At 44.0% G+C, this 14,566-nt stretch carries 10 protein-coding genes and 2 pseudogenes; 7 read left to right on the forward strand and 5 right to left on the reverse strand.

Translation table 11 applies throughout. The features are described from left to right. Positions 1 to 5: 5 nt before the first annotated feature. The gene (gene bfmR / locus ACIG3F_RS01355) at positions 6 to 722 is read right to left on the reverse strand and encodes a response regulator transcription factor BfmR (protein ID WP_004280782.1); all 717 of its coding nucleotides are present in this window, start codon (positions 720 to 722) and stop codon (positions 6 to 8) included. A 567-nt stretch (positions 723 to 1,289) separates the two neighbouring features. Here bfmR and ACIG3F_RS01360 point away from each other — a divergent pair. From ACIG3F_RS01360 to ACIG3F_RS01375, 4 genes are all read left to right on the forward strand, one after another. After that, on the forward strand, positions 1,290 to 4,127 hold the full coding sequence (locus tag ACIG3F_RS01360; protein WP_071850801.1) for a ribonucleoside-diphosphate reductase subunit alpha: 2,838 nt from the start codon (positions 1,290 to 1,292) through the stop codon (positions 4,125 to 4,127). A 272-nt stretch (positions 4,128 to 4,399) separates the two neighbouring features. After that, entirely contained in the window at positions 4,400 to 4,525 is a 126-nt protein-coding gene (locus ACIG3F_RS01365; RefSeq protein WP_004732081.1) for a hypothetical protein, read from the forward strand. A 60-nt stretch (positions 4,526 to 4,585) separates the two neighbouring features. After that, complete coding sequence (locus ACIG3F_RS01370; RefSeq protein WP_004645881.1) at positions 4,586 to 4,714, forward strand: hypothetical protein; 129 nt, start codon at positions 4,586 to 4,588, stop codon at positions 4,712 to 4,714. 141 nt (positions 4,715 to 4,855) lie between these two features. Continuing rightward, positions 4,856 to 6,139, forward strand: coding sequence for a ribonucleotide-diphosphate reductase subunit beta (locus ACIG3F_RS01375; RefSeq protein WP_004645882.1), 1,284 nt, complete (start codon positions 4,856 to 4,858; stop codon positions 6,137 to 6,139). Positions 6,140 to 6,244: 105 nt separating this feature from the next. On the opposite strand, the pseudogene ACIG3F_RS01380 reads toward ACIG3F_RS01375, so the two are convergent. Then, positions 6,245 to 6,376: pseudogene (locus tag ACIG3F_RS01380) on the reverse strand (arsenate reductase (glutaredoxin)); the annotation flags it as partial. Between ACIG3F_RS01380 and ACIG3F_RS01385 the strand changes: the two are divergent. Beyond that, a pseudogene (locus ACIG3F_RS01385) lies at positions 6,373 to 6,459 on the forward strand (arsenical resistance protein ArsH); the annotation flags it as partial. The pseudogenes ACIG3F_RS01380 and ACIG3F_RS01385 overlap by 4 nt on opposite strands. A gap of 109 nt (positions 6,460 to 6,568) precedes the next feature. Here the strand turns inward: ACIG3F_RS01385 and ACIG3F_RS01390 are convergent. The 3 genes from ACIG3F_RS01390 to ACIG3F_RS01400 form a co-directional block, all read right to left on the reverse strand. After that, positions 6,569 to 8,722 (reverse strand): TonB-dependent receptor, encoded by a 2,154-nt coding sequence (locus ACIG3F_RS01390; protein WP_144724035.1) that lies wholly within the window; start codon positions 8,720 to 8,722, stop codon positions 6,569 to 6,571. 320 nt (positions 8,723 to 9,042) lie between these two features. Beyond that, on the reverse strand, positions 9,043 to 11,445 hold the full coding sequence (locus ACIG3F_RS01395; protein WP_278357709.1) for a glucose/quinate/shikimate family membrane-bound PQQ-dependent dehydrogenase: 2,403 nt from the start codon (positions 11,443 to 11,445) through the stop codon (positions 9,043 to 9,045). A 170-nt stretch (positions 11,446 to 11,615) separates the two neighbouring features. Beyond that, on the reverse strand, positions 11,616 to 12,857 hold the full coding sequence (locus ACIG3F_RS01400) for a carbohydrate porin (RefSeq protein WP_004732086.1): 1,242 nt from the start codon (positions 12,855 to 12,857) through the stop codon (positions 11,616 to 11,618). 482 nt (positions 12,858 to 13,339) lie between these two features. Between ACIG3F_RS01400 and ACIG3F_RS01405 the strand changes: the two genes are divergently transcribed. Together ACIG3F_RS01405 and ACIG3F_RS01410 are read left to right on the forward strand one after the other, a co-directional pair. Then, complete coding sequence (locus tag ACIG3F_RS01405) at positions 13,340 to 13,948, forward strand: DUF805 domain-containing protein (protein WP_004732088.1); 609 nt, start codon at positions 13,340 to 13,342, stop codon at positions 13,946 to 13,948. Between the two features lie 24 nt (positions 13,949 to 13,972). Beyond that, positions 13,973 to 14,488 carry a hypothetical protein gene (locus tag ACIG3F_RS01410; protein WP_004645901.1) on the forward strand — a complete coding sequence of 172 codons (516 nt, stop codon included), beginning with the start codon at positions 13,973 to 13,975 and terminating at the stop codon, positions 14,486 to 14,488. Positions 14,489 to 14,566: the final 78 nt, after the last annotated feature.

Here is a 14,566-nt window from a genome sequence, read left to right on the forward strand (position 1 = left end):
TTTGCTTAAAGACCATTGGTCTCTTTAACAAAAAGATAACCTTTACTACGTACTGTTTTAATACGCTTCGGATTTTCTGGGTCATCACCGATTTTTGGACGGATACGAGAAATACGCACATCGATTGAACGGTCTTGACCATCATATTCGATACCACGTAAACGCTCGAAAATATCTTCGCGAGAGAGAATACGGCCAGCATTCGATGCAAGCAACCATAACAGGTCATATTCTGCACTGGTAAAATCAACCAGATCGCCATTTAAGGTCACTGAACGACCGCCATTGTCGATGACCAGATCATCAAATTCGATGCGCTGTGCCACTTCATCTTCAGGCACCTTGTCAGTACGACGCAATAATGCACGAATACGTGCTAGCAATACACGCGGCTGAACAGGTTTAGCGACATAGTCATCTGCACCCATTTCCAGACCCAAAACCTGATCCATATCTTCAGTACGCGCAGTCAACATCAAAATCGGTTGATGATAATGTGGACGCACTTCACGGCAAATGGTCAAGCCATCAGCACCTGGCAACATCACATCCAGCACTACCATATCTGGCTGTTCAGCAATAATCCGACGAATGGCACGATTACCATCCGGCTCTACCCCTACCTCAAGTCCGTTACGGATCAGGTATTCTTGCGTTAAACGAGCAAGACGCTCATCATCTTCAACAATTAAAATCTTGGGTAACTTTTCTTCTTGGCTCATGTATTGCCCCTTATTTGGTGGATCTACGCTATAGGCGTATCCTTTTGAAATCCAATAGATACGTTTTTAATATGCTTGCAATATACACACGTTTACATTGTAAACAAGATAGCGTTCACCAAACTGATACATCAAGATAGCATTTTGTAATATTTTATCGTGCATTTTTTGGACAATTATGCTTGAAACAGTGGCTTAGATCTGATTTGCGATTTACACAACTCTTACATGGACAAAATATGACTGCTTGATTCAGCACTTTTTAGTTATCCACAGTGTTATCTATAAGCACTTTCTTTGGACTTTGTTATGCTATGCCTTGCCTGATAAGGCTTATACAAAAATCAATAAAAATAGCGATATTTTTACAAGGACTAAAGCACAACTTAAGAAAAATATTTAGCTAAATGTCAATATTGATCTACCCTAAATTTTCCCGTATCTTGTGTTCAATTAATTTTAAAACCACTAGGTCTTGTGTTTATTCCTCAAACACTGTGGCACGAATTTTGCCCAGTTCAAACGGTCCATAAACATAAAAATAGATGACAATGGAGCTATGCTAACATGAGCGTAATCACTTCAACTCCTGGTCAACTTCAGGTGATTAAACGCACCGGTGATGTTGCCGCTTTTGATGCAGAAAAAATTTCTGTCGCAATTGGTAAAGCGTTTTTGGCGGTTGAAGGCCAACAAAGCGCTGACTCGAGCCGGATCCATGATCGTATCGAGCAACTGACGGAAATGGTATTAAATACCTTTAAACGTCGTTTACCTTCTGGCGGAACGATTCATATTGAAGAAATTCAAGACCAAGTTGAACTTGCGCTAATGCGTACGGGCGAACAGAAAGTTGCACGCTCTTATGTCATTTATCGTGAACAACGTTCTGAAGCACGTAAACAATTAGGTGCACATCATCACCCGACCCTGCAAATTACCGATGCTGAAGGCAAACTCAAGCCACTGGATTTAAGTGCTTTAACTGCGCATGTTACTAAAGCAGCTGAAGGCCTTGAAGGCATTGATGTACAAGCGATTGTCGATGAGACTGTGAAAAACTTGTACAACGGCGTAAAAGAGTCAGACATCTCGACCACGATGATGATGGCGACCCGTACTCGTATCGAGCAAGAGCCTAACTATACGTATGTGACTGCACGTTTATTGCGTGATGACCTGGTTGCGACTGGTTTGAAATTCCTGGGTCTACCTGTAGATACAGTTGAAGGCGATGCGCTGGAAACTTACCTGAAAAAAGGGATTGAGCTTGAGCTGCTTTCTCCAGAATTGCTGAACTTTGACCTGGCTAAACTGGCAGCTGCGATTCAACCGGAACGCTCTAACCAGTTTACTTACTTGGGTCTGCAAACTTTATTTGACCGTTACTTCATCCATTCAGATGGCGTACGTTTCGAACTTCCGCAATTGTTCTTTATGCGTGTTTCTATGGGCTTGTCGCTCAATGAAGAAAACCGTGAAGACCGCGCGATTGAGTTCTATAACTTATTGTCTAGCTTCGACTACATGGCATCGACGCCTACCCTGTTTAACTCAGGTACGCTTCGTCCACAATTGTCGAGCTGCTATTTAACAACCATTGATGATGACCTGTATGACATTTATGGCGCGATGCGTGATAACGCAATGCTGTCTAAATGGGCAGGCGGTTTGGGTAATGACTGGACGCCAGTCCGTGCCTTGAACTCATACATCAAAGGCACTAACGGTAAATCTCAAGGTGTAGTTCCGTTCCTGAAAGTGGCGAATGATACTGCTGTTGCGGTTAACCAAGGTGGTAAGCGTAAAGGTGCAGTTTGTGCATACTTAGAAACCTGGCACCTGGACATCGAAGAATTCTTGGAACTGCGTAAGAACACCGGTGATGACCGTCGTCGTACCCACGACATGAACACTGCGAACTGGGTTCCTGACCTGTTCATGCAACGTGTATTCGAAGATGCAGAATGGACACTGTTCACCCCTTCTGAAACGCCTGATCTACATGATTTGACGGGTGCAGAATTCGCTGAGCGTTATGCACATTACGAAGCGATTGCCAAAGAAACAAATATGCTGCACAAGAAAATCCGTGCAAAAGATTTGTGGCGCAAAATGCTGTCCATGCTGTTTGAAACTGGTCACCCGTGGATCACATTCAAAGACGTATGTAACTTACGCTCACCACAGCAACACGTAGGTGTGGTGCACTCTTCTAACCTGTGTACAGAAATTACACTCAACACAAGCAAAGAAGAAATTGCGGTATGTAACTTAGGTTCAATTAACCTGGTACAACACGTCAAAGGCGGTGTACTTGATCGTGAAAAACTGGCACGTACAGTTAAAACTGCGGTTCGTATGCTCGATAACGTGATTGACATCAACTACTACGCTGTTCCACAAGCACGTAACTCGAACCTGAAACACCGTCCGGTTGGTATGGGTATCATGGGCTTCCAGGATGCACTATACGAAATGAACCTGGCTTATGGTTCTGATGCTGCGGTTGAGTTTGCTGATGAATCGATGGAAGTGATTTCGTACTACGCAATTTCAACATCTAGCGATTTGGCTGTTGAACGTGGTACATACGAAACATTCAAGGGTTCATTGTGGGATCAAGGTATCCTGCCAATCGACTCGCTTGATCTGGTTGCGAAAACTCGTCCTGAACGCATGTTCGAAGTCGACCGCACTCAACGTCTGGACTGGGACACTTTACGTACCAAAGTTCAAAAAGATGGTATGCGTAACTCGAACGTGATGGCGATTGCTCCGACTGCTACGATTTCAAATATCTGTGGTGTTTCTCAATCTATTGAGCCGACATTCCAGAACTTGTATGTGAAATCAAACCTGTCTGGCGAATTCACCGTGATTAACCCGTACCTGGTACGTGCGTTGAAAGAACGTGGTCTTTGGGATGCAGTAATGGTCAACGACCTGAAACATTTCGAAGGTTCTGTTCAGAAGATTTCTCGTATACCTGAAGAGCTTAAAGCCATCTTCGCGACTGCGTTTGAAGTTGAAACGCGCTGGATCGTGGATGCTGCATCACGTCGTCAAAAATGGATTGATCAGGCGCAGTCTCTTAACCTTTACATCGCTGGTGCAAACGGTAAGAAACTGGACATCACTTACAAGATGGCCTGGTTACGTGGTCTTAAGACGACTTATTACCTGCGTGCATTGGGTGCGACTTCTGCCGAGAAATCAACAATCAACACTGGCGCATTGAATGCAGTTAAACCTGCAACTGTTGCGGCGCCTGTTGTAGCAGCAGCTCCGGTGGTTGAAGCGCAAAAACCTGAAGCTCCTGCAGAGGAAGAAGGTTTTGCACAAGCGGCTCCAGTGCCAATGGCATGTTCAATTGACAACCCTGATTGTGAGGCTTGTCAATAATCTGACAGGTTTTAAATCCTCCCCGACCCTCCTTTAATAAAGGAGGGAGAAAATCCCCCTTTTCAAAGGGGGACTTAGGGGGATTACGAAATTCAGGCAATAAAAAAGCCCTCTAGCGTCCGTCAAAACTAACTAGAAGGCTTTCAATCTCGAAGTGATACCAAGATGGTCACAACGAGGCTGGCATCACAAAATGCGTGAACGGATTGTATCATCAATTCGAGAAACGAGCCAGTAAGAGTCATCTTGAATTTGTAATGGAGATTATCTCTATGGCTACGAAAAAAGTTTCTCGTGATGCAGGAACTGGTCGTTTCGTAACTGAAGGCTATGCAAAAAAGCATCCTAAAACTACAGTTACTGAAACAATCAAGCCTAGTAAATCATCTAAAAAATGATTTAAACGTGAATCCTAGTTTCGGCTAGGATTCACAAACTAAAAGTAAAAGGAAACCTCAATGCCACATATGACTCATAACTACATGTTAGGACTTGCGGCATTGCTGATTTCCTTTGGTATTACCTTTTATTTACCCATTGCTTACTTCTGGTTCAAAGTTCGCCAGCAGCGTAAGCAAAATAAGTAGTGGGGATTATTGCTCCTGTATAAAACTAGAGCATTCATCAACAAAACTTAATTTTGCTTACACAAATTAAGCGTATAGTAAGACATCTCAGCCAAGCTGAATGTCTCATAAAAGATATAAAGCAACGTAGAGAGAATTGATATGTCTATCCTAAGTTGGGACGATTTCGAAGATGATTCGCAAAAACCGGCTGCACCTGAACAGCAGCCTGCGCCCGTCGAGCCGCAAAAAGCGACTAATTCACAGATGGTATCTGATGCAGGCAACGCATCGCCGGATGTGGCAGCTGCACAACCCCTTAGAGCCACTCAAAACCGAGGATCAAATCCAACCGATTCACTGGCAAGAGCATCTGCTTCCCTAGAGCAGCTTGATGTTGCACCGGGTCTGGAAGAGCTTGAAATGGGTGCGCAACGCGTTCAGGTTGATGACAAGGCGATGATCAACTGTCGTGCAGACTTGAACCAGCTTGTTCCATTCAAATACGAATGGGCTTGGCAGAAGTATCTGGACGGATGTGCAAACCACTGGATGCCACAAGAAGTGAACATGAACCACGACATTGCGTTGTGGAAGTCTGAAAATGGCTTGACTGAAGATGAACGTACCATTGTGATGCGTTCACTTGGTTTCTTCTCGACTGCCGATTCACTGGTTGCAAACAATCTGGTACTGGCGATTTACCGTCATATTACCAACCCTGAATGCCGTCAGTACATCTTGCGTCAAGCGTTTGAAGAAGCGATTCACACACACGCTTACCAGTACTGTATCGAGTCGCTAGGTATGGATGAAGGCGAAGTCTTCAACATGTACCGTGAAGTACCGTCAGTTGCACGTAAAGCTGCGTGGGGTCTGAAATATACTCAGTCTTTAAGTGATCCTACTTTCAAAACCGGCACACCTGAAAACGACCAGATCCTGCTTCGCAACCTGATCGCGTTCTACTGTGTACTTGAAGGTATCTTCTTCTACTGCGGTTTCAGCCAGATCCTGTCGATGGGCCGTCGTAACAAGATGAATGGTGTTGCCGAGCAGTTCCAGTACATCCTGCGTGATGAGTCTATGCACCTGAACTTCGGTATCGATATGATCAACCAGATCAAGATCGAAAACCCGGGTTTATGGACAACTGAATTCCAGGAAGAAATCATCCAGATGATTCTTGAAGGTACGATGCTGGAAATCGAATACGCACGTGACACCATGCCACGCGGTGTACTTGGCATGAACGCTGGCATGATGGAAGAATACCTGAAGTTTATTGCGAACCGTCGTCTGGCGCAGTTGGGTTTGCCTGAACAGTTTGCTGGTGTGAATAACCCGTTCCAGTGGATGTCAGAGATGATGGACTTGCGTAAAGAGAAGAATTTCTTCGAGACGCGCGTAACAGATTACCAAACTGGCGGTGCGTTAAGCTGGTAAGGTTTAGCTTAAAATGACACGACATCTGTCATTTTAACTTTAAATAAAAAGCCACCCCTGCGGTGGCTTTTTTATGATCTGATTGATCTGCTTAAATTCTGAAATTTATTTCAACCGATTCCCTGCTTCATCAATAATCATTTCCTCATTTTCCATGCTAAAAGCTGCGCGCTGCGGAGCAGAAAGAATATCTAAAACAACTTCTGATGGTCGACACAATCTCACACCAAGTTCAGTCTGCTGATCTCAACAATCGATATTCTGAACGGGTGGAAAGTGCCGAGGAATTATCGAAACGGGTGAATCAGCAAAAGATCTAGTTTTATCTCAAATCCTCTGATCAACTTTTCAAAACTTAAATATTAAAAAATCCCACTCAGGAAGCGGGATTTTGTTTTTTGAAAATTTAACAGCCCTAAATCATCTGAATTAAAATTCTTTTGTCACACTCAGACCAGCGCTCCAGTTCCGCCCTTCTGCCGGCTCAAAGAAACGGCTATTGCTTTCATTGACAATCACCGAACCGGAATAATCTTTATCAAACAGGTTATCGACACGCGCAAAAGTATTCACTGCCCAATCCTGCATTTTCCAGTGATAACCTATATTGGCACCAGCGACTGTGTAGCTTGGTGCAGTATCAGAATTTAAGTCATTCACATAAATCTTGTCCGAGTAACGCACATCGAGTCCTGCGTGTAAGCCACTTTCAGGCTTCCAGCCCAGACTTAAAAATGCCTGATTTTTGGCAATCCCCGGAATATAGTTTCCGGCTGCAATAGCGGCTACCGTACCGATTGCGGGAATGTCAGCATCAAAAGTAGCATCTATATAGCTATAGCTGGCTTGAGCAGTGAGATCACGCCAAAGGTTTTTGTTCCAGGAGAGTTCAATACCTTCTCTTAAAGTTTTATCGGCATTACGGAAAGTAGAGCGACCATTGTCACTCCCTGCAGAAACAATGTCATTCTTCGTCCTGGTCTGAAAAACTGCAACAGTAAAATCACCTAATGTATTTACAGACTTTAATCCCATCTCATAGGTTTCACTTTCTGCTGCTTTTAAACTGAAGCTGCGGTTTTCTGCAGTATTTGCAGGATAAGACATTTCGGTAAAGGTCGGCGTTTCAAAGCCTTGTGCATAACTGGCATAAGTCATCAGCTCAGGTAAAATCTGCCAGCTTAAGGCCATGGATGGCAATAATTTCTGATAATCGGTTTTACCTGAATTATTGCCATTCGCCAGGAACTTGTCTTTAGACTTGAAATGTACATTGCTATAGCGCAGGCCGGCATCCAAGGTCCAATCGGGAGCAAAGTGATAAGAAGCTTGCAAATACGGATCTAAATTCCACAGGGTATTGTCTTCATCTCGGCGTAGGTCGCCTTTCACTCCCAAGCGATCACCTAAAAAGTTTTGATAGCCTTTACGGTCTTCGGTCATGGCATCAACCGCAAGTCCAGCAATCAGCTGGGTATCTGGCCAAATGTTCTGACCTGTCCAGCGTAAATCTATCCCATAAAAATTACGGTCAAAATCAATGACACCACCGGGATGATTTTGGGCTAGTTGAACTGTATTAGGTTTACAAATATCAGTATTTTCTTCATATGCACACTTTGGAATCGACTGATATTGCGTGACTGCGCGCTGTCCCCAGTAGGCCATGCCATATAGCTCATGCTGATCATTGATCGGCTTATTCCAGGTTAAACCTGTTTGCAGCTGCTCAATTTCTTTACGTGCATTATAAAGAAGGACGTTGGTCGCGACCTGTCTGGGATTGGCCTTCCACTGCTCTCGGGTTAAACCGCCCGGATCATCTGCAGCAATTTTAACGTAGTTATTCATCCAGTTGATTTTAGAACCATCTTCCAGATCCCAGGTCAGCTTGGCATTGCTCAGGATTTTATGCGCACCGCTATGCTCCCGATAGCCGTCGGTATCAAAATAAGATGAGCTGATGATATAAGCTGGTTCATCGGCATTTTCTGAACCGCCTTGCAAAACCAGCTTGGTCTGCCCTTTGTTCTGGCTCCCTGCAGAATGCCCCAGTTCAATTGAGTCAGCGCCTTGCCCTTCCCTTGTGGTGGTTAAAATCGTTCCCCCGGAAGAGTTGCCATACAGTGATGAAAATCCACCACCCAATACTTCAATATGGTCCAGACTGTTCAAATCAATATTCGAGGTTTGTCCCTGTCCATCCGGCATTGTTGCAGGGATTCCATCCACATATAAACGTACACCCCGTACACCAAAACTGGAGCGCGCACCAAAGCCACGCATCGAAATTTGCAGGTCCTGAGCATAGTTTTCACGGTTATTTAACTGCAGTCCTGGAACACCTTTTAATGTTTCCGAAAGGTTCACATTCAGGCTGTTCTCTGGTTGTGCCTGCTCCAGATAATAAACCGATGCAGGCGTGCTCAACTTCTCCCGGTCAGTTCGGGTCGCCTGCACAATAATAGGCGCAAGTTTTTGCACTTCTGTAGCAGTATTTTCAGCATACAGCGTCTGGCTCATACAGGCGATTAAACAGGATAATGTGGTTTTTACAGGGAGATGTCGAAATTGATGCTGCATATTTTGTAGGTTCCAGTTATCTCTATGACTTAGAAAACTCATAAGCTGCCGAAGCACATCACATGATTAATTCTATAAGCCGGTTTGATCTTCAATGATCAGTAGATCGAGTTTGCTTGATCAGATTACAAGTAGAAATTTTAGTTTTAAGCTGCGTGGTCAATAGAAGTCACCTATCAAAGCAATTTATCAAAATCTTTGTTTACTTCATTCAATATCGTGCAGCCCACATGATTTTCTTTAATATTCTAACGATTTATAAAAAGACTGATGGGAAAGCCTGACGAATCAGGCTTTCCCATACAACAACAGAGAGTCAGTTACTTATTGTCTGGCAAGGCATAAGCCACCAGAGAGTCACCCATCTTGGTACCAAAAGAACCATGACCACCCGCCATAATGACCACATACTGCTTGCCATTGGCTTCATAAGTCATTGGCGTAGCCTGACCACCTGCAGGTAGACGGCCTTTCCACAACTCATCACCGTTGTTCACATTAATGGCACGGATATAGTTATCTTGAGTTCCACCCACAAACATTACATTACCCGCAGTTGAAATAGGTCCACCCAGCATCGGCACACCCATTTTGAATGGCGGCAATGGAATGCCTGGCATACTGTCACGAATGGTACCGATACGGCGTTTCCAGGCCACTTCATGAGTATTTAAGTCCACACCTGCAACAAAGCCCCATGATGGCTGTTTACACGGCAGCCCAAACGGAGACAGGAACGCACTGATTTCAACGCCATAAGGCACGCCATACATCGGTTGAACGCCGGCTTCTGTGCCTGCACCTTTAGCCGTCTTAGGACGGTTCGGATCTTGAGGAATCAGTTTTGATACAAATGGCAGGCCAATCGGGTTGGTCAGTGCAATTTGACGGTCTGGATTCACCGACATACCCCCCCATTCAAACACACCCAGGTTACCTGGGAAGACCAGCGTCCCATTTTCAGAAGGTGGGGTATAAATGCCATCGTAATTCAGTTTGTGGAACGCAACACGGCAGACCAACTGGTCAAACATGGTCGCACCCCACATCTGTTTATCGGTCAATTTATCTTGTGGCGCTAGGTTAAAATCAGAGAACGGTTGAGTTTTAGAATAGAACTCGCCTTTGGTTTGAGGACCGCGTTTCACAGATTGAGGTACTGGTTTCTCGGTAATCGGCACAATCGCTTTACCATTACGGCGATCCAGCACAAAAGCATTCCCGGTTTTGGTCAAGACATAAATGGCTGGAACCATATTGCCGTTTTTGTCTTTAATCTCGGTCAATGTCGGCTGTGAAGGTACGTCCATATCCCACAAATCGTGATGGGTGGTCTGGAAGTTCCATACCAGCTTACCAGTCGTTGCATTCAAGGCCAGCATCGAGTTGGCATAACGCTCGTCTAGCTCAGTCCGGTGACCACCGTAAATATCCGGGGTACCGACACCCGTTGGTACGTAGACGATGTCCAGCTCTGCATCATAGGCCAAAGGTGCCCAAGCATTTGGAGAGTTATGTACAAATTTTTGACCCGGTGCAGGAATCAAATTCGGATCTTCAGCGCCTGTGTCAAATACCCAAAGCAGTTCACCGGTATTGACATCATAACCACGGATCACACCCGACGGTTCTTCAGTTGAATAGTTATCTGTGGTTGAACCCGCAATAATAATGGTGGTGCCGGTGACTACAGGCGGTGAGGTCGGAATATAACCGCCCGGATATGGGAATGGCATATCTTTTTGCAGATCAACTTCGCCATTTTTACCAAAGTCAGAGCAGACTTTACCGGTGGTTGCATTCACAGCAACCAGACGCCCATCATTGACCGGTAAAATGACTTTTTGTGGACATTCAGCAGAACTGCTTTTTTTCGCAGCGAGACTGGTTTCAAAACCAGCCGTATTGTTGACATCATAATAAGATACGCCACGGCAGGTTAAATGCTGATAGGTATGATCAGCTTTTAGTTTTGGATCATAGGTCCATTTCGCCTTACCAGTTGCCGGATCAAGCGCAGTCAATTTCTGGTGAGTGGTACAGATGTACATGTTGTCACCCACCTTGATTGGAGTAACCTGATTGGTGGTTTCACCCGAGTCATTTTCAGTCTTGAATTCGCCCGTGTGATATTCCCAAGCCACCTGCAAATCTTTGACATTTTCAGTATTAATCTGCTTTAAGGGTGAATACCGTAAACCGGACTGGGTACGGCCATAAGCAGGCCAGTCTTCATCTGCCACACCGGGGATTGGCTGGTGGGTTGCAGGCTGCTGGGATTTTAATTCACCGCGAATTTCTTGCGGGTCATTAAATACAGCATAAATCATGACAGCGATGGTAATGGCCAATGAAGCACCCAAGGCAATTTTTGCGCCTTTGCTTTGATCAAAACCGCGTGTTACCGCCGGAATCAGCAGGGCCAGACCAAACAGACCTAAAATATCTAAACGCGGTGCAAGTGCAAAGAAATCTGAACCGACTTCCCAAAGCCCCCACACCACTGTTGCCAAAACGAATACGGCATAAACCAGAAGAGCAGCGCTTTTTCGTTTATACAAGAGAACTGCGGTCGCAATAAAGAGAATACCTGCAATGATGTAGTACCAAGACCCACCCAGCACTGCAAGATAAATCCCTCCAATCAGCAGTCCTATACCGAAAACAGCAGCAATGACCGCCAAAATTGTTTTCAGTACTGAACCTGATGACGAAGTATTCATGTTGAACACCTATAAAAGATTTTTTGAAAGTCCATGCACATGACAGGCATGAGCACCCTTATTGTTAAATTCTTAGTTATAAATACATTAGTGTCTTAAGCAGGCATTGCCCATTACTGCAACAAAGGACTTAGAGATTCAATAGTGTATTTGCAACTAAAAACTATGTTTTAAAATGACGTATTAAACTTGATTCCGCCCACCCAGACATTTTCACCGTCTTTATATGCACCGACGTGACGCACATATTGCACATTCGGGCGAATGGTGAGCCAATTAGTGGCATGTAAGCCATAATAAATTTCTGCATCGATTTCTTGATGACGGTCAGCACTGACATCGTCATTCATGTTGATGCGTGCAATACCAAATGCGATTTCATCTTGAGGGCGTGAATCCATTGCACCCTTATAAACCAGCCCGATATTTTGCATATCACTGACATTATTGGTTTTGGAGTCATGCACTGTCGCATTCACAAAGCCGGTCAAACCACGCGAAGTATCTCCGTGATGTGCAGTCAATTGTTGCTTGGCAACAATCCAGCCCCCATGGTGATGATCGGTTTGATCTGGATTGGAAATGACTTCAGCCTCTGCTGTACTGTAGTAATAACCGGCACGGTATTCACCCGGTAGTTTCTGTTCACCCAGTTTAGGCGCCCAAACCACTTCTGCAGGAAGCATTGCCCCTTTGGAACCATCCGTACTCAGGTTAAATCCTTTACCACGTTCCAGATTCTCAGGGTTGTATTCATAAGCACCGACTTGGGCATAAAATTCAGGGTTAAGGTTATATTTGACCCGTGCAGCCCATTGGCTTACCGGCCAGTTGTACCACTGATCGCCAACCCAGTTCCCGACTTGTGAACCGCATAGGGCCAGATTCTGGAAATCACAGTCAAAACTATTGAAGTCTTCACCCTCACCAAAGCGTCCGACTTTCACATCCAGTTTTTGTTCCAGGAATTTTTTCTTGATCCATAAATCAGTCAGGCGCCAGGTTTGACCACGGCCCCAGACTTCTTGCACTGAACTCAGATGGCCACTTAAAGCAGCAGCGCTTTGAGACAGTGACTGACCGTTACGCTGGGTCACTGTTATTTGTGCTTCGGTGTCTTGCCAGCCTGCAATTTTTGCCAGATCCAGATGTGCCCCAAAAACAAACTGGTCCGCATATTCAGTTTTATGGTTTGAAGATCTTTGCGCATCGATCAAGGTTGCCATTTCACCGGTATAACCAAAACTGAAATCATAGCCCTGATTTTGGAGTGCTGTACGTTGCCCGTTCCAGTCACCGAGCATCCACGGGCTTTCCGAACTGAAAGCAGCTTCAGCATGCACAGTGGTCGTGGTTAAGATGAAAGAGGCACAGCAAAGGTAAACGGCCTTCGATAATGGGGAGAGATACATTGAATGTGATACCTTCATCACAATATGAAGCTTTTTATTATACGCCTGTTGATTTTAAAAAATCGTTACTAATAGATAAAAAGTATGAATAAAATGTTATATTTATTAGTATTATTATATGCTTTTTGTAAATTTAAAATTTATAAGTATCTGTTTATCATCATATTAAATTTAACAACATCAAACCATAGTTCCAAAGAAAAATTTGATATTCATCAGATAGATTTAGCTTTAATTTCTTATAAAAGATTCAGAGATAAATCAGCTCCATTACTATTTAATTTTCTTCATTTCAAATCATGCAACGCTACATTTTTTGTTGATTGAATACTGAATCACTATTGCGATAAGGCTTTTAAAAACATGAAAAAATTATTGTCATTTCACCATAAACTTTTAAAAATTAGATTATGCTAAAGTTATTCTGATAAGAAATTGCGTCGCTTTAAAACAATAATCTAGCTTAATAGACGAGAACAAGCATGAAAGGTTCAATCCTTGATTTTTCTATTCAACACAATACCGGTTTTATCTCGGGGGATGATAATCAGCGCTATAGCTTTAATGGCGCAGACTGGCGTAGTGAGCGTCCACCTTCACGCGGTGATCGGGTCGATTTTATCGTCAATACCGCGGGTGAAGCATCTGAGGTTTATTTAACCTCAGGCAGTTCTATTTATCTGGGAGAAAAAATTTCCAGTCAGCTTGGCAAATATTCAAATCTGGATCAAGCCGAGGAAAATTACAGCAGCATTGACTGGTTTGTAAAATGTCTGACCAACTATGCAAACTTTTCCGGCCGTGCACGCCGTAAAGAATTTTGGTTCTTTATGCTGTTTTGTGTAATTTTAGGCATTGTTGCTGAGGTAATTGATACAGTTTTAGGCACTAAACCGCTGGTGAATAGCCTGCTTAATCTGGCACTTCTAGTCCCAAGTCTGGCCGTTGGCGCGCGTCGCTTGCATGATGTAGGACGTTCTGGTTGGTGGCAATTACTGACGCTTACCGTGATTGGCATACTGGTACTGATCTGGTGGTGGGCAACTGAAACCAAGCAACAAAACAATGAGTATGGTGCTCCTGCCAAATAACCGAACCTTACAAATCCCGTCTTGATGCGGGATTTGTTTATCGATTATTTAATGACTAAATATCAGCAAAATCAGACTTTCTCCATGCTGCAAGATCAATTAGTGAAATTTCCAGATGCTGTATGGGTGCAAATCTATAAAGATAAAATGCAGCTGATGAATATAGATGGCACGATTACGCATACTCTGCTACCCGATGTGCCTTATGCCCACCCGCGGAGTATTATTGCCGACTTTGATGCAGCCGCGGTGACGCTGAAACGGCTGTTACCATCGTCAATGATGAAGAAACTATTTAGCTCTATAGCACTGCTGCAAATTATGGATCTGCCTGAAGACGGTTTAACCGAAGTTGAAAAGCGCGCGTTACTCGAACTCGGTTATGAAAGTAGCGTGCAAAATGTCATCCTGTTTGACCATGCAGGAAATGCACTGACCAAAGCCAGAGTTCCACCCCAACATCGAATGACGATCATCAATATTTTACTGGTGATTATCATTATGGTGGTGTTGGCATCGACCTGGTTTTTGACGCTTTAAATGTTCTTGTAAGAGCAAAAATCCCGCACGCTGCGGGATTTTTATTGAGATAACAATCTAATAAGAGAGTTGATCTGT

The sequence above is a fragment of the Acinetobacter sp. NPDC052428 genome, assembly GCF_044547685.1.
GTDB lineage: Bacteria > Pseudomonadota > Gammaproteobacteria > Pseudomonadales > Moraxellaceae > Acinetobacter > Acinetobacter lwoffii_G.

Coding starts and splice junctions, on each gene's coding strand:
- bfmR (WP_004280782.1), bottom strand. CDS start 722: ATGAGCCAAGAAGAAAAGTTACCCAAGATTTTAATTGTTGAAGATGAT.
- ACIG3F_RS01400 (WP_004732086.1), bottom strand. CDS start 12,857: ATGTATCTCTCCCCATTATCGAAGGCCGTTTACCTTTGCTGTGCCTCT.
- ACIG3F_RS01410 (WP_004645901.1), top strand. CDS start 13,973: ATGCGGGATTTGTTTATCGATTATTTAATGACTAAATATCAGCAAAAT.
- ACIG3F_RS01360 (WP_071850801.1), top strand. CDS start 1,290: ATGAGCGTAATCACTTCAACTCCTGGTCAACTTCAGGTGATTAAACGC.
- ACIG3F_RS01395 (WP_278357709.1), bottom strand. CDS start 11,445: ATGAATACTTCGTCATCAGGTTCAGTACTGAAAACAATTTTGGCGGTC.
- ACIG3F_RS01375 (WP_004645882.1), top strand. CDS start 4,856: ATGTCTATCCTAAGTTGGGACGATTTCGAAGATGATTCGCAAAAACCG.
- ACIG3F_RS01405 (WP_004732088.1), top strand. CDS start 13,340: ATGAAAGGTTCAATCCTTGATTTTTCTATTCAACACAATACCGGTTTT.
- ACIG3F_RS01390 (WP_144724035.1), bottom strand. CDS start 8,722: ATGCAGCATCAATTTCGACATCTCCCTGTAAAAACCACATTATCCTGT.
- ACIG3F_RS01365 (WP_004732081.1), top strand. CDS start 4,400: ATGGCTACGAAAAAAGTTTCTCGTGATGCAGGAACTGGTCGTTTCGTA.
- ACIG3F_RS01370 (WP_004645881.1), top strand. CDS start 4,586: ATGCCACATATGACTCATAACTACATGTTAGGACTTGCGGCATTGCTG.